The organism is Paenibacillus sp. FSL W7-1332 (genome assembly GCF_037969785.1).
GTDB lineage: Bacteria > Bacillota > Bacilli > Paenibacillales > Paenibacillaceae > Paenibacillus_AQ.
Map to the genome: position 1 here is coordinate 7,230,731 of NZ_CP150209.1, position 17,634 is coordinate 7,248,364.

Annotated in this window: 16 protein-coding genes; 6 read left to right on the forward strand and 10 right to left on the reverse strand. The window is 51.3% G+C overall.

The features are described 5' to 3' along the window. Nucleotides 1-11: 11 nt before the first annotated feature. A complete protein-coding gene (locus MKX98_RS32830) occupies nucleotides 12-818 on the reverse strand; it encodes an aminoglycoside phosphotransferase family protein (protein WP_339220560.1) in 807 nt (268 codons plus the stop codon). Between the two features lie 23 nt (nucleotides 819-841). Further along, nucleotides 842-1,297: an SgcJ/EcaC family oxidoreductase gene (locus MKX98_RS32835; protein WP_339220561.1), complete on the reverse strand. Its 456-nt coding sequence runs from the start codon at nucleotides 1,295-1,297 to the stop codon at nucleotides 842-844. A 183-nt stretch (nucleotides 1,298-1,480) separates the two neighbouring features. Between MKX98_RS32835 and MKX98_RS32840 the strand changes: the two genes are divergently transcribed. Together MKX98_RS32840 and MKX98_RS32845 are read left to right on the forward strand one after the other, a co-directional pair. Continuing rightward, a complete protein-coding gene (locus tag MKX98_RS32840) occupies nucleotides 1,481-2,359 on the forward strand; it encodes a MerR family transcriptional regulator (RefSeq protein WP_339220562.1) in 879 nt (292 codons plus the stop codon). A 191-nt stretch (nucleotides 2,360-2,550) separates the two neighbouring features. Beyond that, complete coding sequence (locus MKX98_RS32845) at nucleotides 2,551-3,315, forward strand: SDR family oxidoreductase (RefSeq protein ID WP_194540105.1); 765 nt, start codon at nucleotides 2,551-2,553, stop codon at nucleotides 3,313-3,315. Nucleotides 3,316-3,478: 163 nt separating this feature from the next. Here the strand turns inward: MKX98_RS32845 and MKX98_RS32850 are convergent, their stop codons facing one another. Further along, the gene (locus MKX98_RS32850; protein WP_339220563.1) at nucleotides 3,479-5,053 is read right to left on the reverse strand and encodes a sigma-70 family RNA polymerase sigma factor; all 1,575 of its coding nucleotides are present in this window, start codon (nucleotides 5,051-5,053) and stop codon (nucleotides 3,479-3,481) included. 595 nt (nucleotides 5,054-5,648) lie between these two features. Between MKX98_RS32850 and trpS the strand changes: the two genes are divergently transcribed. Then, nucleotides 5,649-6,632: a tryptophan--tRNA ligase gene (trpS, locus tag MKX98_RS32855; RefSeq protein ID WP_339220564.1), complete on the forward strand. Its 984-nt coding sequence runs from the start codon at nucleotides 5,649-5,651 to the stop codon at nucleotides 6,630-6,632. Between the two features lie 74 nt (nucleotides 6,633-6,706). Here the strand turns inward: trpS and MKX98_RS32860 are convergent, their stop codons facing one another. The 6 genes from MKX98_RS32860 to MKX98_RS32885 form a co-directional block, all read right to left on the reverse strand. Then, complete coding sequence (locus tag MKX98_RS32860) at nucleotides 6,707-7,858, reverse strand: ABC transporter permease (RefSeq protein ID WP_220687176.1); 1,152 nt, start codon at nucleotides 7,856-7,858, stop codon at nucleotides 6,707-6,709. After that, nucleotides 7,858-8,976: an ABC transporter permease gene (locus MKX98_RS32865; protein WP_339220566.1), complete on the reverse strand. Its 1,119-nt coding sequence runs from the start codon at nucleotides 8,974-8,976 to the stop codon at nucleotides 7,858-7,860. The genes MKX98_RS32860 and MKX98_RS32865 overlap by 1 nt, the downstream gene beginning before the upstream one ends. A gap of 29 nt (nucleotides 8,977-9,005) precedes the next feature. Continuing rightward, nucleotides 9,006-9,941, reverse strand: coding sequence for an ABC transporter ATP-binding protein (locus MKX98_RS32870; RefSeq protein WP_339224643.1), 936 nt, complete (start codon nucleotides 9,939-9,941; stop codon nucleotides 9,006-9,008). 207 nt (nucleotides 9,942-10,148) lie between these two features. After that, nucleotides 10,149-11,222 carry a histidine kinase gene (locus MKX98_RS32875; protein ID WP_220687561.1) on the reverse strand — a complete coding sequence of 358 codons (1,074 nt, stop codon included), beginning with the start codon at nucleotides 11,220-11,222 and terminating at the stop codon, nucleotides 10,149-10,151. A 47-nt stretch (nucleotides 11,223-11,269) separates the two neighbouring features. Continuing rightward, nucleotides 11,270-11,923, reverse strand: coding sequence for a response regulator transcription factor (locus MKX98_RS32880; protein ID WP_071220520.1), 654 nt, complete (start codon nucleotides 11,921-11,923; stop codon nucleotides 11,270-11,272). Between the two features lie 502 nt (nucleotides 11,924-12,425). Next, nucleotides 12,426-13,604, reverse strand: coding sequence for a DUF3533 domain-containing protein (locus MKX98_RS32885; protein WP_220687173.1), 1,179 nt, complete (start codon nucleotides 13,602-13,604; stop codon nucleotides 12,426-12,428). A 172-nt stretch (nucleotides 13,605-13,776) separates the two neighbouring features. Here MKX98_RS32885 and MKX98_RS32890 point away from each other — a divergent pair, with 172 nt between their 5' ends. Then, complete coding sequence (locus MKX98_RS32890; protein WP_339220568.1) at nucleotides 13,777-14,388, forward strand: TetR/AcrR family transcriptional regulator C-terminal domain-containing protein; 612 nt, start codon at nucleotides 13,777-13,779, stop codon at nucleotides 14,386-14,388. A gap of 81 nt (nucleotides 14,389-14,469) precedes the next feature. On the opposite strand, the gene MKX98_RS32895 is transcribed toward MKX98_RS32890, so the two are convergent. Continuing rightward, entirely contained in the window at nucleotides 14,470-15,519 is a 1,050-nt protein-coding gene (locus MKX98_RS32895) for an NAD(P)/FAD-dependent oxidoreductase (RefSeq protein WP_071220523.1), read from the reverse strand. A gap of 324 nt (nucleotides 15,520-15,843) precedes the next feature. On the opposite strand from MKX98_RS32895, the gene MKX98_RS32900 reads away from it, so the two are divergent. Both MKX98_RS32900 and MKX98_RS32905 read left to right on the forward strand, forming a co-directional pair. Continuing rightward, nucleotides 15,844-16,716, forward strand: a complete 873-nt coding sequence (locus tag MKX98_RS32900) for an ABC transporter ATP-binding protein (protein WP_071220524.1) — start codon at nucleotides 15,844-15,846, stop codon at nucleotides 16,714-16,716. Continuing rightward, on the forward strand, nucleotides 16,640-17,617 hold the full coding sequence (locus tag MKX98_RS32905) for an iron-hydroxamate ABC transporter substrate-binding protein (protein WP_194540113.1): 978 nt from the start codon (nucleotides 16,640-16,642) through the stop codon (nucleotides 17,615-17,617). The genes MKX98_RS32900 and MKX98_RS32905 overlap by 77 nt, the downstream gene beginning before the upstream one ends. Nucleotides 17,618-17,634 lie beyond the last annotated feature (17 nt).

The following is a 17,634-nucleotide window of genomic DNA, read 5'->3' on the forward strand; positions in this document are numbered from 1 at the left end:
CCTGATCTCCATCAAGCATATGCACGCAGCCGATCATCAATTAGACCCAGCAGCCATTCTCTTTCTCCAGGGACATCCTCTCTCAGCCTGGCTGCCGCTACGGGGAGCATCCACCGGTCGATATCCTCCAGCTTCGCACGGGATAAGCGGCAGTACTCGTTCAGATATACTTTATTCCACAGCATGCGGGCCATCCGGAGCGGAAGCAGCAGGATGCCCGGTTGATCGTCCGGGTTAAACGGCGATTGGAACATCAGCGATGTCCTGGCGACGTCGCATAGCGGGTTACCTACATGGGCATTGTTCCAGTCGATCGCCCGGCATCCGTTCTCGGTGACAATCACATTGTCCGGGTGAAAGTCGCCATGGCAGATCGAATCGCCTTCCGGAAATGAATCCAGTACCTTGCATATAGCCTGGGCCTTTCCTTGCAGGATGCCGCTTGCATCAAGAATTGCATGCTCCAGCCTTTCTTTTTGCGACGGCAGCAAGGTTGTTGTGCAGCCATGCATCGCATGCTGGAGCCGTGCCATCTCACGGGCGCACTTCAATAGCTGAAGCGGTGACGATTGAACCTGATGCAGCATCGACGGTCCTGTAACCCGTTCGTACACCAGCCCTGTTCGTCCCTCGATATCCACCATGTCAAAGACGGCAGGAGCAGGCACGCCCGCTTCGGCAACGATGCGGCCCATCTCCGCCTCATACGTCACCCATTCCGGCCGATACCCTTCATAATACAGCTTTAATGCCTGAGACTCTCCCCATTCATACACCTCTGCGCTCCTGCCTTTTCCAATCTGCGAACCCTTCTTCAAAGCAATCCTCCGCTTTCTCTACTTCAGCTGGATTTTGATTTCGAACGCATCACCAACCGCTGGATCCAACCTGGCTTCTGAATCCGGCTGTTATGAAATGCGGATATCTTCCATTCCCCGTTCACCTTGATCAGCACGTTGGTATTAATGGAAAAGCGGCCGGTGGGCGGCTTCTTATGATATCTAAGCTGCACCGCTCCCGTAGCCTGGGCTATCGCAAGCTCCGGGGTCAGGAACCGCAGCTGGGTCGAGGTTGGTCCCGCAACCAGCTTGGAGTCTCGCAGCACCCCATCCCACAGCTTCTGATGAACTTCATCGATCTCTTGGCGGCCTTTCAAGTGCTGTCCGCTAAACGTGACGTAATCCGCATCATCCGTAAAGCATTCCGCATAAGCCCGGCCATTCCCTTCTCCCCACGCCTTGGACAGCGAATCGAATAACGCTTGGATCGCCTGGCGATCCTCGTACGTTCCGTTCATCAGCCTCATCTCCTTTCCTTTCTTACTCTTTAAGCGGGATCACGAATCTTCTTTGAACATATTGTACGATAATTCGGCCGAACTGAATTCCCGCCCCGGGATGAAAACGGACTCGGTCTTGGGACCGAGTTGTTCCTTCAGATCCGGCGAACTGCGTTATTTACGTAAGCAGGAGCGCGAGATATGATATCGTTATCCATGAGAGACCGAATCGTAAAGGAGGTTGCAGCCGGCATGATGAAGATCAGCGCTTTTGCCAAGGTCAGCGGCATTTCCATCAAAACATTGCGATATTATGATGAGCTGGGCCTATTGAAGCCGGCCCATATTGATGAACAAAGCGGATACCGTTACTACTCCGAGGAGCAGCTTCTGACCGTCAAGCGGATTGCCGCTTACAAGGAGCAGGGGTTTACCTTGGAACAGCTCAAGCCTTTTTTGGAAGAGGATATAGGGAGCGATATCGTAAAAAACAAACTTGCGGATAAAATGACGGAGCTTCAGCATGCGATGCGGACCCTCCAGCTGCAGTTGGAAGAGGTCAACAGCAGGATAACACGCTTGGAACGATCCGAAGCAGGGAATCCAAGTGGTCCCATTATCCGGGAAGTCCCATCGCAGCGTGCCGCTTTCATTCGTGACCAAGTCCCCCGCAGCCAGCTATGTCTCTTGCTGGATGAGATTACGAAATACGCTGTCTCTAATGGAGAAGAGGAGGCCAGGCAGCTAACCATTCTTTGGCATGACCACGGCAGCGGGAATGCCGACATTGCCGACATCGAAGTCGCAGTTCCTATAACTAGGGACATACCTGCTAATGGGCGCATTCGCGTGGACTTTCTGCCGCAGCTGAAATCTGCCGCATCTCTTGTACATCGTTGTGATCCGTACACCTACACCTGCCCCGTCGTACCCGAGCTCAGGGCATGGATTTCGTCACAAGGCCTCGTTCAGGCGGAATCGGAGCCGATCCGCGAGATCTATCTCACCTCGGATAAAGATATCTACGGCAAGAAGCGCCCTGCGGAATTGCTTATCCCCTTGCAAGGTAACGGGGAGTAACTCTTCCTTCCCGTGATAGGCTGTCGAAACGAACCTCGACCCCGTCTCCACTCTTACTTGCAGAAGCAGTAACCCCGGATGTCCTTTTTGTTCATGAAAAACGCTAGAATAATTCTAAACCTCCCTCTTGACTCTCCCCTTAACAGGAGAGTGTACAGTAGCTTTAAATCGAACAAGAGGAGTGGGATTTCATGAAACGATTGGAAAACAAAATCGCATTAGTTACAGGCGCAAGCCGAGGCATCGGCAAAGGAATCGCGCTTCGGTTAGCGGAAGAAGGGGCTCTGGTCATTGTCCATTACGGAACCCGCCGGGATGCGGCGGATCAGGTTGTCCAGACCATACAAGATCAGGGTGGGCGAGCTATCGCTTTAGGTGCCAAACTTGAATCGGTAGACGGCGTAAAAGGGCTGATTCATTCGCTGAAGGAGGAACTTCTTCGCGTAACGGGGGACAACCGTTTCGATATTCTGGTGAATAACGCAGGCATCGGAACCTCCAAGACCTTTGAAGAGACGACCGAGGAAAGCTTCGATGAGCTGCTTGCCGTAAATGTAAAAGCACCGTTCTTCTTGGTGCAGCAGGCCCTGCCGCTCCTGCGTGACGACGGGCGCATCGTCAACATTTCCTCCGGCGTTACGCGGATCGCCTACCCGCATATTATGGCTTACAACATCACCAAGGGAGCCGTCAATACGTTCACCTTGCATCTCGCCAAGCTGCTCGGTCCACGCGGGATCACGGTGAATGCGGTTCTTCCTGGCATCGTGGATACGGATGTGAATGCTGCATGGCTGCATACGCCGGAAGGGCAGCAGCATGCCGCTGAGATGTCCGCGCTTGGCCGAATCGGTCAGCCGTCGGATATTGCGGATGTCGTAGCGTTTCTCGCATCAAGCGACGGGCGCTGGGTCACGGGGCAGATGGTCGATGCAACCGGCGGTTCTCATCTGTAACGATATCAGGCAGCAGATCCCCCGAGGTTTATCCTTTCTGATATGTTAAAAAGAAGCGATCCTTGTTGGGCATTAACGCCAGCAAGGATCGCTCTTATGTTTTATCTGCTGTTAATCTGATTCGCCAATCTGCTCAAGATCGCTTTTTTCCTATATCTACTGTTCAATCGGATTCAGCTATCCGCGCAACCGACTTCCGCTCCGGATCCCAGCGCCATGATGGAGCCTTGCCCCGCACATGCAGGCCTCCTACCCATTTATCGATCGTTCCGGAGCAGGCATAGTCGGTCTTCCCGGCTAATACCCCATGCCCCACACTCGTCACTTGCAGCACCCGGTCTTGGAAATGCGGGACGACCTGCTTGAAGTCCGGAAACGGTGCTGTACCATCGATAACCAGCAACGAATCCGGGCCCTCCGTCATCTTCGCCAGGTAATACCAGAACTCCAGATCTCCCATTCCGAGTGTATGGAGCTTATCACCTACCTTTCGGAACAACTCATACGGCTTATGGATTCCGCCCGCTACAGCCTCTAACGTCGTCTTCTCGATGATCCCGAGTCCATGGTTCACAGAGGGCAGCCGTGCCAGATGGGCTTCGAACGCATCTCTCGCATAAGGCAGTGCCGAGGAATCCACCTCCAGCATGCGCTGATGTCTTTCCGGCCCATCCGAGGTATAGCATTCCCACAACATGCTGCCCAGCCTAAGCTCTTCTTCTCCAATTGCATGCCATGTGCCCGATAAAGTCTCGAGCTGCTCCGTGCTAAGCTGCCCCAGCCCCCGAAAAAGCTCGACGCCCGGGTAGGCGCCAATGCACAGCAAACTCAGCTTCGTATTTCCCAGTGATTGTTCCTTAAACCAATGCAGCAAGTAGGCCAGCATGGTCTGGTCAAACAGATCATGCTCAAACCAGAGCACGATTTCATCATATTTTCGAAAATCCTGTAGCTTCCTCTCCTGCAACTCGCAGGTCTCGATATATTCCTTCTCCGGAATCCCGAGCGTTTGCTCCAAATACCGAGCTCTTGTTCTCCGATGATCCGGCTCGTCCATCTTCGTGAAGACCGGACCAAACGAATATAGCTCCCTCCACGCCAGGATATCTCCTTGAATGTTCCCTTGCTTCAGCTTATCCCCTACCGAATCCCCGTTAACGATATGCAGCATACGTTTTCCTCCCTCATACAGATCGGTGAACACCGATACAAAGTCGGCTACGTGCAGCGTGTTCTTCAGCTTCCGCCGGGCATCAAAGAGTCTCTTCTTCAAAGCCGGCAAGGATATATCCAAATATTGTGAGATCTCCCGCAGGCTGTAGCCTTGAAAATAATAGAGCTGGACCGCAATCCGCATGCCGGGCGGCAAATCCGCGATCGTGGCATGCAGCTGGCGAATCATCTCTCTCTTTTCCACGACAAACTCCAAGCTCCGCTGGTCGCCAGCCGGCAATTCCATCTCATGCAGCGGTAACGTCTGCAATTGCTTGCGGCGCCGGTCTCTGTAGCACTGCCGCTCCACGATCACTTTGAACCATCCGGGAAAGCGCCGGGGATCCTGCAGCTTGTGCAGATTCGCAAAGGCCTCCGTAAAGGCCTCCTGCACGGCATCTTCCGCCAAATAAGGATCCTGCAATTTATCGTAGGCTACGGCCAGCGCCATACCGGTAAAATGCCGGACCAAGCTTCCCTGGGCCTCCGCACTGCCCCGCCGGGCTTCCTCAATCCACTGGAACACGTTCACTAAAACCTCCCTTCATGGTGTCTCTATCCCTTAAGTGCCGATCTGAACGAAAAAGGTTACCTCTCTTCAGGAATTCTGCACCGGATGGATGATATATCGAAAATTCTCCATCGCCTTCGCCGGCGCCTCCCAGGCACGATTCAGACCACCCGATTCCTCTTGACATTCACTTAACACCTGTGTGATGATACTCTTCAAATCATCTTGTTCTCTCTTTACATCCGAAAAGAGCTGCGCAGATGAATTTAAGAACAACATACCACACGGCTATGAGAAGAAATAGTAGCTTATCTCTTGAGGTCCAAGCGAACCGGCGAATGGTGCGAGGCCCGGTACCCCGGAATGAGTGAATGGATCTTCTCGCTTCAACCCGAACCTTTCGGCTGTGCCGGAGCAGTAGGCCTTGACGGCTCTCCACCGTTACTTTGGGAGATATGGCAGGAATAATAATGGTGTTTTCCCCCATTTCCACGTCATGCTAAAGAGCGACAGTATAGTCGAATTCGGGTGGTACCGCGGAGTTACACTTCGTCCCATAGAGGGATGAGGTGTTTTTGTGTTGTTCGCAAACCATTAGGAGGTGTTTTTTATGCAACGATTATTGTCAGGCATCAAGCCGAGCGGGGATTTGAATATTGGCGGATATGGAGGTGCGCTCCGTCAATATGTGAAGCTGCAGCATGAGTATGAGTCCTATTTCTTCGTGCCGGATCTGCATGCGGTAACGGTCTATCAGGATCCCATGGAGCTGCACCAGCGCACGCGGGACATTGCCGCTCTGTACATTGCGTCAGGCATTGACCCCGATAAAGCGACGATCTTTCTGCAATCCCAGGTCCCCGCGCATGTAGAGCTCGGGTGGTTGCTGGAGACGCAGGCGCATTTTGGTGAATTAAAGCGGATGACCCAATTCAAGGAGAAATCGGAAGGTCAAGAAACGGTCAGCTCGGCGCTCTTCACGTATCCCGTCCTGATGGCTGCCGATGTGCTGCTCTATCAGGCAACGCATGTGCCTGTCGGCGACGACCAGAAGCAGCATTTGGAACTGACCCGCGATGTGGCCGAACGCTTCAACAACCGGTATGGCCGCACGTTTACGGTGCCTGAACCGATCATTCAGGATATTGGCTCCCGCATCATGGGTCTTGACGACCCGTCCAAGAAGATGAGCAAGAGCAATCCGAACAAAAACAGCTGTGTCCACATGATGGATACGCCGGAGGATATCCGCAAAAAGTTCTCGAAGGCCGTTACCGACTCAGACGGCGAGGTCCGGCATGACTGGGAGCAGAAGCCGGCGGTCAGCAATCTGATCGAGATTTATTCGGTATTCTCCGAGGAAGCCATCTCCGTCATCGAGAAACGGTATGAAGGCCAAGGATACGGCACGTTCAAGAAGGAATTGGCCGAAGTGGTCATCGAGAAACTTCAACCGATCCAGGAGAGGTTCCATCAAATCGTGAATTCCTCCGAGCTAGATCGCATTTTGATGGACGGAGCGAAGCGGGCTTCAGAAACCGCAGGCCCAACACTGCTTGCCGCCAAGAAAGCGATGGGATTGGTCACGTTCTGAAAGAACCGGGAGGGCGTCCCTTAATATCTGCATCCTGCTTCAGGAATCAGGTTAAGGGGCGCCCTGCTTATTTTTTATACATAGCTCTGCGTATCTCTATTTCTTCCAAACTTGTAGGTTGCAATCAGCGATAAGGCCAAGGCAAAAGCCAGTAGAATCGCCACATTCAACATAATGTCGGTCAACGCGCTTCCTTGCTGAAGCTTGCCGAACGTATCGAGCAGCCAATACTGCGGCAGGAAATCGGCGATTCGCTGAATCGCTTCGGGCATCACGGTAAGCGGGAATACACACCCCGCCAGCAGCGAAGTCGGCATGATCACCATCGTCTGGATTCCGTTCGCCATCATGGTGCTGTCCGAGAACGCGACAATGACCTGCGATAAACTGACCGCGACCAGAGCGAACAGCGACAGAATCAAGAACATCTGCCAGAGCGGAAGGCCAGGCTCGATATGAAAGAACCGGGTCATGACAAACAAGGTGGCCGCAATCTGGATCATCATCAGAACGATGTTCACGATGGCATTCGAGAAGACGTAACTGCGGGCCGTAATAGGCGACGATAAGAGTCTATAGTACGTACGGTTCTCTCGATCCCGGATCGTTAATGCTGATAGATTCACGGCGGAGAATAACATGAACACAACCAAGTAACCAATCGTCCGGTTGGTCATATCATGATTGACCGATTGATCCGCAACCGTAGTCGTGGACAATTGAAACGTTGAACTCCGATAACCGCTGTATAATTCGTTAAATGCGGCGGCATTGCCACCCGCCATAACCCCCATGGAGGAGATATTCCGGATGTACGCGTTCAGATACGATTTGACATACCCCGTAACCTGAGCTCCCTTAATCGACTCGATCCGGACCGGCTCGGGTGCCCCCTGAATTACGCTCTGCGCAAACCCCTCGGGGAAAATCAGCACTGCATCCAGTTCACCCGACACAACCAAGTCATCCGCTTCCGATTCCCTAATGACCGACGCCTCGGTATGCTCCAAATGAGCAACAAAATCGATCGTATCTTGCGTGACCTTCTGTTCGATATCGTGATTCACGATGCCAATGTTAACCGAAGTCTCTCCAGAACCCTTGTAGATTAAGGTGGATAGCAGAATGCCGACAATAGGAAGCGCGATAACGAGCAGCAGATTTTTATAATCCTTCAACGAGGTCAATATCGTCTTTCGAATGAGCCAGAGCATATCCTTCATCATTACAGCCCTTCCCTTCTTCGCATCAAAATCATGGCTACCGCCAATAGCAGGACGGAAAATCCCACGTTCAGCATCATCGCATGCACGGCTGCAGTCCCATCGCCTGAATAGATGATTTGCAGCAGAGCTTCATTGGACCAATGCAGGGGAGAATACGTTGCGGCCTCCCTCATGAATCCCGTTGTGCTTGCAACCGGCGTATACCCTCCGCCAAAGAACGCAGCCAGTTGAATAATGACCATGATGACAGCTCCGGCTGCATTTCCCTTCAGCACGTAGCTGATGCCGAGCCCGAGGCTGAGCGCAAACAGGATCTCGGTGAACAAAACCAGGAATACCATGATGGGGTTCTCCCCCCAATAGGCATTGAACATATATTTGCTGATCAGCACAACGATGATGACAAATACGGCATTGATTGCGAGCGTGCCCATTATTTTTCCGGCAAAAATCTCGGCTTTCGTCACCGGTGAGGCCAATAGGCGCTGCGCGGTGTTTCGCTTTCGCTCACTATCGATGAGTCCGCCTGCCGTCAAGGCGCTGTACAGGATGATCATCGTGGTGACCGCAATCGAAAAATAATCAAGCGAACCCGGCTGCCTCGCCCCCTGAATGGAAGACTCCAGCACATAGCTCCCTCCATCATCAACAAGCAGCTTGCTCTCATATCCCGGATCGATCTTCGCGGCTTCGGCTGACAGCCGGTACCGGTCGGTAAATGCGGACAGCATCCCCTGTACAATCCCGTTCTCCATACTGTTGCGGCTGTTTCCATCATAACGGATACCTTGACCGTCCATTTCCACGTAACCGGTGTACCGGTTGTTTTTCACTTCCTGCCCTCCGTCCATGCCTTCCTTGACTTGCTCAAAGACCATGCCCGATGAGCGCTCCGCCTCCTGCATGAAAACCTGCCATTGCTCCGTAAGCGCGGGTTCTGCACCGTCGTTATGGTATAACACCCGGATGTCTCCAATCGTGGTACTGCCGTTAAAAGCATTCGAAAGCGCTGTCCCTAGGATCAAAATGAGCAGCACCGGGGTTGCCAGCATAAACACCAGCATCCGCGGCTCCCGGACGATCTTCATCTCCTTCAGCGCGATTCTCAGTACGTTCATGTATTTCCACCTCCCTCTTCCATGGTCCGCTAATTCCGAAGGCTTCGGCCGGTCAACGTCAGGAACACCGTTTCCAAATTCGGCTCGGACGCTTGAACGGAACGAATTTCAATGCCTTGCGCCATGAATACCTGAATGATTTTATTCAGGTTATTGACCCCTGCGTCGGAGCTGATGTGCACGGTATTCTCCTTCACTTCAACCGATTTGACGCCCGCGATCTCTTTCAGCTTGCTCGCTTCAAGATGGGCGGCCGTTTGCACTTCGATCCCGATATCCTTCTGGTCCGTAATAATGGCCTTCAGTTGTGCCTTTGTGCCCTCCGCTATGATCTTGCCGTGGTCGATAATGGCAATCCGGGTGCAGAGCTCCTCCACTTCCTCCATATAATGGCTCGTGTACAGGATCGTGCTGCCCATCTCATTCAGCTTCCTGACCGAGTTCAGAATATAGTTCCTCGATTGGGGATCGATGCCGACGGTCGGCTCATCCATGATGATCAGCTTCGGTCTGTGGGCAATCGCGCAAGCGATATTCAGTCGTCTCTTCATGCCTCCGGAGAAGCTCTTCGGGTACATCTTATGTTTGTCACTAAGTCCGACGAAGGCAAGCGCCTCTTCGGCCCTGCTCCTAAGCTCCGATCCTCTCATTCCATACAATCCGGCAAAAAAATGAACATTCTCATAGGCGGTCAAATCCTCATATATCGCGACCTCTTGCGGAACCATGCCGATCTGCTGCTTCGCGAACTTTCTGTGGTTCATCAGATTCTTGCCCAGGACATGAACCTCTCCCTTGGTCATGGGCATGAGCGACGATATGATATTAATGGTTGTGCTCTTGCCTGCTCCGTTCGCGCCCAGGAAGCCGAAGATCTCGCCTTCCCGTATGTTCAACGACAACTGATCTACCGCTATGAAATCCCCAAACTTCTTCGTAAGACCTTTGATCTCCAGCACGTTCATACGTTTTTCGCCTCCATATTCCATCCACGCATCAACCGGTGGACTTGATCTGCATTTATCGTACGAAAAAAGGATGCCCTTGCGATAGTGCACAAGTTCATCCTTATCCATGAGAATCTTCATGTTGTTGACGATCCAAATCTTCACCTTTGTGGGGAATGTCATTTTGACCCGATATCTCTAATCCGCCAAATGCACTTACCGGTTTTAGCTATAAGGTATTAAAGTGGTCACCGAGAAGCCGTCGGAGCCATCCACGATCACGGTACCATTCACGACCGCGGCGCGCTCCTCCATGCCTATGATCCCAAGACCCTTGATGACCTTCTGCATGCCCTTGCCGTTGTCGCTGACCTTGGCCTTGATCATGGTGCCCAGAACTTCGATATGTAACGAGACTGCCGTTGCATTCGCATACTTCATCGTATTGGTTAACGCTTCCTGGGTGTTATCCTGAATGATTTTCCACTGAAGCGGTGTAATCACATCCATATTGCCCTCATGCGTTAATACGGTCTTGATCGGGTGCTGGGTGGAGAACTCCTCTAGGAATAAACGCATTCGGTTGATGCCGAGCTGCTCCGTAGGAGGCTTTACGTTCTTCAAAACCAGCCTGATGCTCTCAATGCCTTCTTTGGAGATGGATATGGCATTCTGCAGCAGCTCGGCGGACTTGTCCGGATTCGTTGTCATCAAGCGCTTGGCCGCCTCCATCTGAATCAATGCTCCCGTCATGGAATGCCCGATCTTGTCATGAATTTCCTGGGACAGCCGATTTCGCTCTTCCAGCTTGAACATATATTCAAACTGCCGGATGTACTCATTATTTTCGCTCAGCCGCTGGGTCAACCGATCCAGTTCACGATGCATCTGCTCGTTCTGCTCCTGATAGGATGTGACTCGGCTTATAAAAGCTCTCAGCATGGTGAGATAAATATAGGATAGAACGGATATAAAGAAATAGGTCAAGCCATGCTCGTAAGGCACTATAAACGCTGGAACCAGCAGGAGAATCAGGATCATCCAGCTCCTGCGAAGATATAAAGACAACAGCTCATACAGATTCGCGGGAAGCAGCATGAAGAACAGCGGATGAATGTAGAATGAGGACGCCACGACAACAAGAATAGCCAGTACCATGAAGTATGGCTGTGTATTGCGACTCTTGAAAATATAGACGGATACATTCACGGACAGGTAGAGAAGCATGACCAGTATATACCATGACGTTATCGCAAGATCAGAGGCATACGACTGGCTGATCACATACAGGAACAGCATGCTTTTGAAACCGATGACCCACAGTTCGGCATAATTTCGGCGTTCGCTCACTTATTCACTTCCCCCGTCAGATAAAAAATCGCAATCTGGGTTCGATGCTCAAGACCTGTCTTGCTGAGAACTGAAGTGATGTGATTGGCAATCGTGCCTTCGGAAATAAACAGCTTCTTCGAAATTTCCTTGTTGGCCAGCCCTTTGGCGATGAGCGCCATAATGTCCAGTTCCCTTTCGGTGAATAGACTCCGGTCGAACTTGTCTGCCTTATCTTCCTTTTCAGGCTTTCCGGGAGAGAGCCCGGATTTGATTTTATCCAGTACGACGTCCTGCAGCACATGATGGCCGTGGTACACCGTTTTGATTGCATCGCGAATCCGTTCCGGGTCGTTATTCTTTAGCAGATAACCCTTGGCGCCGTTCAGGATCGCATCGGTAATATATTCATCGTCGTCGAAGGTCGTTAAGATCAGCGTCTTGGTCTTGGTACGCTCCGTGAGCTGCTTCGCGGCCTCAACGCCGTTCAGATTCGGCATCCGGACGTCCATCAGCGCCACATCCACTTCATGCGCTTCGCAATAGGCCACCGCTTCCTGGCCGTCTTCAACGGTCGCCACGACGTCGAACTCATCAAACGTAGTCAGAATGATTTTCATACCTTCCCTGATAAACGAATTATCGTCCGCTATGATCACTTTAATCTTCAACTTACGCTCACACTCCCTTATTCAGGATTATACAGGCCGTCATCTTGAAGAACGATAGTATTTTTATTCACCTAATACAAGGGGGACCGTCACGATGCCAACGCACTGCTGCCATGTTCCCGGCTAACATGGACCAAGCTGCTTGAGCGTAGCAAAAAAAGCAGTGCGGGTAAACCCACACTGCCCATTCGCCAGCCTATTCTATTAGTGCGTGTTCAAAAAGTCGGATTTTCAGCACCGAGAAGGTTGGATGAAGTTAGGGACGTCAGGAGCGGAGCGTACGTTTTGGGTACGTGAGCACCGGAAGGCCCGACTGAATTCAAGATTCGATGCCGAGTTCCTTCTTGACTCCCTTCGTGTTAGATATAGGATTTATAAGTTATCAACGGAGTTGATGAAATTCTATATCGCAAGAAAACCTACTTCCGAATCGCGGTCGCTCAGCTCTGAATTTGCCTCGATTGGTTTTCTTATCAGAAGACTACATTTTGAACAACCTCTATTAAGAAGCGGTCATCGACTTTCTTTTGTCGGAAAGGCTCCCCTTCTTCAGCACCGAGGCAAGCAGCAGAACAAGGAAACCTCCGGCGATAGACCATAGTACGGCAGCATTCGCGGAAGATGCGGAAACGCCGTCAAAATACATCACATCTCTTAGAGCCGAAGCAGCAAAGCGGAGCGGCGTCCACGAGTACAGCCAATCCTGTGTTGCCTGCGGCAGAAACTCCGGCGCCATATTAAGAAGCGGCATCGAGAAGAACATCAGGAGCACCAGGATGCCCATAGCCGGGATTCCCATCCAGTTGAGCAGGGTCGACTGAAGGAGGAAAAAAGCGGTACCTGCCAGCCACAGCATCAGCCAAACGCGGCCCCCGTTAGTAAACTCCATGCCATACCAGGAGGATGCCATCCATACCAGGAAACCGGAAGCCAGACCCGCCAGCAGCAAACCGGCAGCGCCTTGCAGCACAATCGAGGTTCCCCTGCCGCTGCCATCAGCTACGGCTTTCTGCAGCGCCTGGAACATGAACACGCTAATGATCAGACATCCAATCCATAAAATCTGTACCAGCATGCCCGGCGCATTGCCGCTTGCGTGATTAATCCCGACAGGATGTACAACCTCCTCCTGAACCTCAAACGGGGTAAGGAGAGCCTGTGCGGTTGTTACAGGCAGCATATCCGTCTGCGTGCTGATCATCGTCAATGCCTGGTTGGAGAGCTGCCCTCCCGCCATCTTCATCGCTTGCCCGAGCATCTGTTTCACCGCTGTGGATGCCTGCGTGCTCATCCCCTCGTTCACCAGCACCTGCACCACAGCCGGCTTGGGATCAGGCGATTGCAGCGACAAGATGCTCGCGCTTAAGTCCTCAGGCAGCACAAGGGCTCCATAATACTTCTGGCTGTCGAGCCCTTCCCGTGCCTCCGCTTCCGAATTCACGATTCTCCACTGAATGGGCAGCTGTGAGTTGCCCTGCAGCATCCCCTTCATCATATCGCCAACAGCAAGGGGTTCGCCGTTCGGTAACTCCGCCGGCTGATCCAAGACGACCAATGCAACGGGCAGCGACTTCGGCTTCGCTCCCGCGATCGATCCCATCATGGCCACGCCGAAGACCGACAGGGCCAGAATGACAACCAATGCGCCGATCCACAGCATGTTTTGTTTTAAGAAACCCATATCTACCACTCCTCGTCATTAATGAACATACTGTTGATTAAAGATCACAGCGTTAATTATAATGAAGAGAGATTTTTGTTCAATCATCAGCTTTCGGCGGAGTGTTCATTACTCATCAGTGTTCAAGCATTCTGTTGATTAAGTGTTCAAAATTGTACTGGAGGGGAATTCCTTGATCAAAAAGACGGATCGCCGGCAAATTCGGACGAATCAGCTGTTGCGGCAGACCTTGTTTGAGCTCATGGACGAAAAAAGCATAAATGCGATTACCGTCACCGATATCGCCAATCGCGCCAATATCAACCGAGGTACCTTCTATCTGCATTATCGGGATGTGCCGGATATGCTGGATAAGCTCAAAGAAGAGGTGCTCCAGAAGATTAAGGACATCGTCGTTCATATTGACCCCAGGGATTCCAGAGACTATGCGGAAAAGGGCGAGCCTTATCCGGCGTCAGAACGAATATTTGAGGAGCTCATCCGTCATGCCGCCTTCTTCCGTGCCGTTGTCGGCCCGAATGGGGACATATCCTTCGTGCGGCAATTCAGGGAATTCATGAAGGAGCATATGTTTGCTAAGCATGCGTTCAGAAAGCCCGTAGCAGAGAATCAAATCATTCCGAGCGATTACCTGATTGCGTATATGACCTCCGCCAATATCGGCCTGGTCATACACTGGATCGAGTCCGGCATGAATAAGTCCGCAAGAGAAATGGCGATCATGATGACCCAGCTGATCAACTACGGCCCGTTGATTACTTCAGGGATCATCCCAAAACAGTAAGGTAATGCAAAAAAAGAGAAGCGGGGAATTCCCTCGCTTCTCTTCTATGCTTAATGGCATATAGGCGCTTTGCCTGCTTCGCTAATTGATCAATTGCTTTACTAATTCGCGGTTTCGCTCCTTGAATACCTCGTTATGCGAGGAGACCATCGCGTACTTTTTGGCATCCGGCTCAATGAACTGCTTCGCGCTGTTCACCGCGTTCGCGGCATCCTGGAAGGCGCCCGCAATCAGGTGCAGCTTCCCGTCAAAATGCAGGATGTCGCCCGCGGCATACAACCCCGGTATGGAAGAGTTGCAGCTTGCGTTGCCCGCGATATAGTAATCATCCACCCGATGAATATCGAGCTTGCTGTTCTCCAAGAGAGACATATCCCGTTCATAGCCATGGTTAATGATCACTTCGTCTACGGCCAGATAGGAAACTTCACCCGTCTCATTATTGGTCAATTCCACCCGCTCGATCACCTCATGATTATCCGAAGCAATAAGCTTCGTGATCGATGTATTGAGGTGGCAAGTGGCCTTGCTGTTCATCAACTGATCGACTTGGGCTTCATGGCCTGACAATTCGCCTTTTCGATAGGCCAGGTACACCTTCTTCGCCACAGGCTCCAGCTCGTTCGCCCAATCCACGGCCGAGTTTCCTCCGCCGGACACAATCACCGTTTTGCCCTTGAAATGCTGCAGGGACTTCACCGTGTAGTTCAGGTTCGACACCTCAAACCGCTCGGCTCCTTCAATATCCAGCTTCTGCGGATTCAGGATGCCTCCGCCGACCGCCACGATGACCGTTTTGGACAGATGCACGCCGGAATTCGCCGTATGTAATTCGAACAGCCCTTCCTCATTGCGGGCGATCGATTCAACCTTCTCGTTTAACAGCACTTCGGGATTAAACGTCAGGCCTTGCTGAACCATCTGCTCGATCAGCTTCGCGCCCGGAACGGGTGTCAGTCCGCCGACGTCCCATATCATTTTTTCCGGATAAACGTGAACCTTCCCGCCAAGCATGGGTTGATATTCTATAATCTTGGTTTTCATGCCGCGCAGTCCACTATAAAAAGCAGAATATAATCCTGCTGGTCCTCCACCAATAACCGTTACATCAAATATCTCTTTCCCACTCATGCATTTCACTCCCGGTCTATAGATTAAAAGGCTGTTTGCGATCACCTTGTAACGTAAATGATTATCATTATCAATTAGTATACGTTGCCTTTCACCGTTTTACAATCAATCATTTAGAAAAAATTCATATTGTCACAATTTCGCCTATATTTAGGTTTGTATCACTCTTCCAATCTATATATGGATATTATTCGGCTGAAACATGAATATTATTTAAAATTTCCATTAAGATATTTATTGACAACGACGCGGCCCCACATTATATTTATGGATGAAATTGAGAATCATTATCGTTTGAAAGCTAACTACTCTGGAGGTGAAATGATGATTCGCCTAAGTACAGATCGAATAAGCGTCGGTTACGGCGAGAATCTGATATTGAATCGTCTTAACGTAGATATTCCCGATAAAAGAATCACAACCATCATTGGGCCGAACGGCTGCGGCAAATCCACTCTTTTGAAGGCTGTTACCCGCATTATTCCTTACCAGTCCGGTGCTGCCATTCTGGATGGAGAGGAAATCGCCAAGATGAACACCAAGCTGCTGGCGAAAAAGCTGGCCATTCTGCCCCAAACTCCGGAAGGACCGGGCGGTTTAACGGTTGGCGAGCTTGTCTCCTATGGCCGATATCCTCATCAACGCGGTTTTGGCCGCTTGACCAAGCAGGATATGGAAGTGATCGACTGGGCGCTGGAGGTTACCGGGACCCAGGATTACAAATATCGCTCGGTGGATGCTCTATCCGGGGGACAAAGACAGCGGGTGTGGATTGCGATGGCCCTTGCTCAGGAGACCGAAATGATCTTCCTCGACGAACCGACAACGTATCTGGACATGGCGCATCAGCTTGAGATCCTGGAACTGCTGGAGAGACTTAACATCGAGCAGGAACGTACCATTGTTATGGTTCTGCATGATTTAAACCAAGCCGCCAGATTCGCTGATTACATTATCGCGATGAAGGATGGCGATATCATTCAGGCCGGAGATCCGGAAGCCGTCATTTCACACGACGTATTAAAGAAAGTATTCCATATCGACGCCGAGATCGGCCGCGATCCGCGCACGGCAAAACCGATCTGTATCACGTACAATTTATTAAAAGGGGAAAAAGAGGATGTACTCAAAACGGAGCAAAACGACAACTACGAAGAAACTACTCATCCCGTTTATAGCGCTGCTGCTCATTCTTAGCGCTTGCAGCAGTAAGCCTGCGGAGACAAGCAGCAATCATACAGGAACGACCGAAACACCGAAAACGGAACAAAGCGAAACTCCATCCGGGACCATTACATATGAGTCCGAGAACGGACCCGTCGAAGTACCTGCCAATCCGCAGCGCGTGGTTGTGCTGTCCTCCTACGTAGGCGACCTGCTTGCACTCGGCGTCAACATGGTGGGCGTTGATTCCTGGTCCAAGGCAAATCCCGCATTTGCGGACAAAATCAAGGATGCCGAAGAAGTCACGGATGAAAGCCTGGAGAAAATCATCGAGCTGGACCCCGACCTCATCATCGGCCTGTCCACTATCAAGAACGTGGATAAGCTGAAAGAGATTGCCCCAACCGTGACCTTCACCTACGGAAAAGTCGATTATTTGACGCAGCATCTTGAAATCGGCAAGCTTGTGAACAAAGAAAAAGAAGCCCAAGCCTGGATCGATGATTTCAAGCAACGGGCTCAAAAAGCCGGTGAGGACATCCGTGCCAAAATTGGAGAAGACGCCACCGTATCCGTTATCGAGAGCTTTGATAAGCAGCTTTATGTATACGGCGATAACTGGGGCCGCGGTACTGAAATCCTGTATCAGGAAATGAAGCTGAACATGCCGGAAAAAGTGAAAGAAATGGCACTCAAGGACGGTTACTATGCCCTTTCCGCGGAAGTGCTGCCGGAGTATGCCGGCGACTATGTTATTCTGAGCAAATTTGCCGATGCCGATACGTCCTTCCAGCAAACCGAGACGTATAAGCAAATCCCGGCGGTGAAGAATGGCCGCGTATACGAAGCAGACGGAAACCGGATTTATTTTAATGATGCCACCACGCTGGAGTACCAACTGGAGTTCATTACGGAACACTTTTTGGGCAACTAGCATATAGGCTGTACTTG

Excerpts from the sequence above, each read along its gene's own strand:
- MKX98_RS32835 (WP_339220561.1), bottom strand. The coding sequence starts at position 1,297 with ATGAACGGAACGTACGAGGATCGCCAGGCGATCCAAGCGTTATTCGAT.
- MKX98_RS32840 (WP_339220562.1), top strand. The coding sequence starts at position 1,481 with ATGATATCGTTATCCATGAGAGACCGAATCGTAAAGGAGGTTGCAGCC.
- MKX98_RS32845 (WP_194540105.1), top strand. The coding sequence starts at position 2,551 with ATGAAACGATTGGAAAACAAAATCGCATTAGTTACAGGCGCAAGCCGA.
- trpS (WP_339220564.1), top strand. The coding sequence starts at position 5,649 with ATGCAACGATTATTGTCAGGCATCAAGCCGAGCGGGGATTTGAATATT.
- MKX98_RS32860 (WP_220687176.1), bottom strand. The coding sequence starts at position 7,858 with ATGATGAAGGATATGCTCTGGCTCATTCGAAAGACGATATTGACCTCG.
- MKX98_RS32865 (WP_339220566.1), bottom strand. The coding sequence starts at position 8,976 with ATGAACGTACTGAGAATCGCGCTGAAGGAGATGAAGATCGTCCGGGAG.
- MKX98_RS32870 (WP_339224643.1), bottom strand. The coding sequence starts at position 9,941 with ATGAACGTGCTGGAGATCAAAGGTCTTACGAAGAAGTTTGGGGATTTC.
- MKX98_RS32875 (WP_220687561.1), bottom strand. The coding sequence starts at position 11,222 with ATGCTGTTCCTGTATGTGATCAGCCAGTCGTATGCCTCTGATCTTGCG.
- MKX98_RS32885 (WP_220687173.1), bottom strand. The coding sequence starts at position 13,604 with ATGGGTTTCTTAAAACAAAACATGCTGTGGATCGGCGCATTGGTTGTC.
- MKX98_RS32895 (WP_071220523.1), bottom strand. The coding sequence starts at position 15,519 with ATGAGTGGGAAAGAGATATTTGATGTAACGGTTATTGGTGGAGGACCA.
- MKX98_RS32900 (WP_071220524.1), top strand. The coding sequence starts at position 15,844 with ATGATTCGCCTAAGTACAGATCGAATAAGCGTCGGTTACGGCGAGAAT.
- MKX98_RS32905 (WP_194540113.1), top strand. The coding sequence starts at position 16,640 with ATGTACTCAAAACGGAGCAAAACGACAACTACGAAGAAACTACTCATC.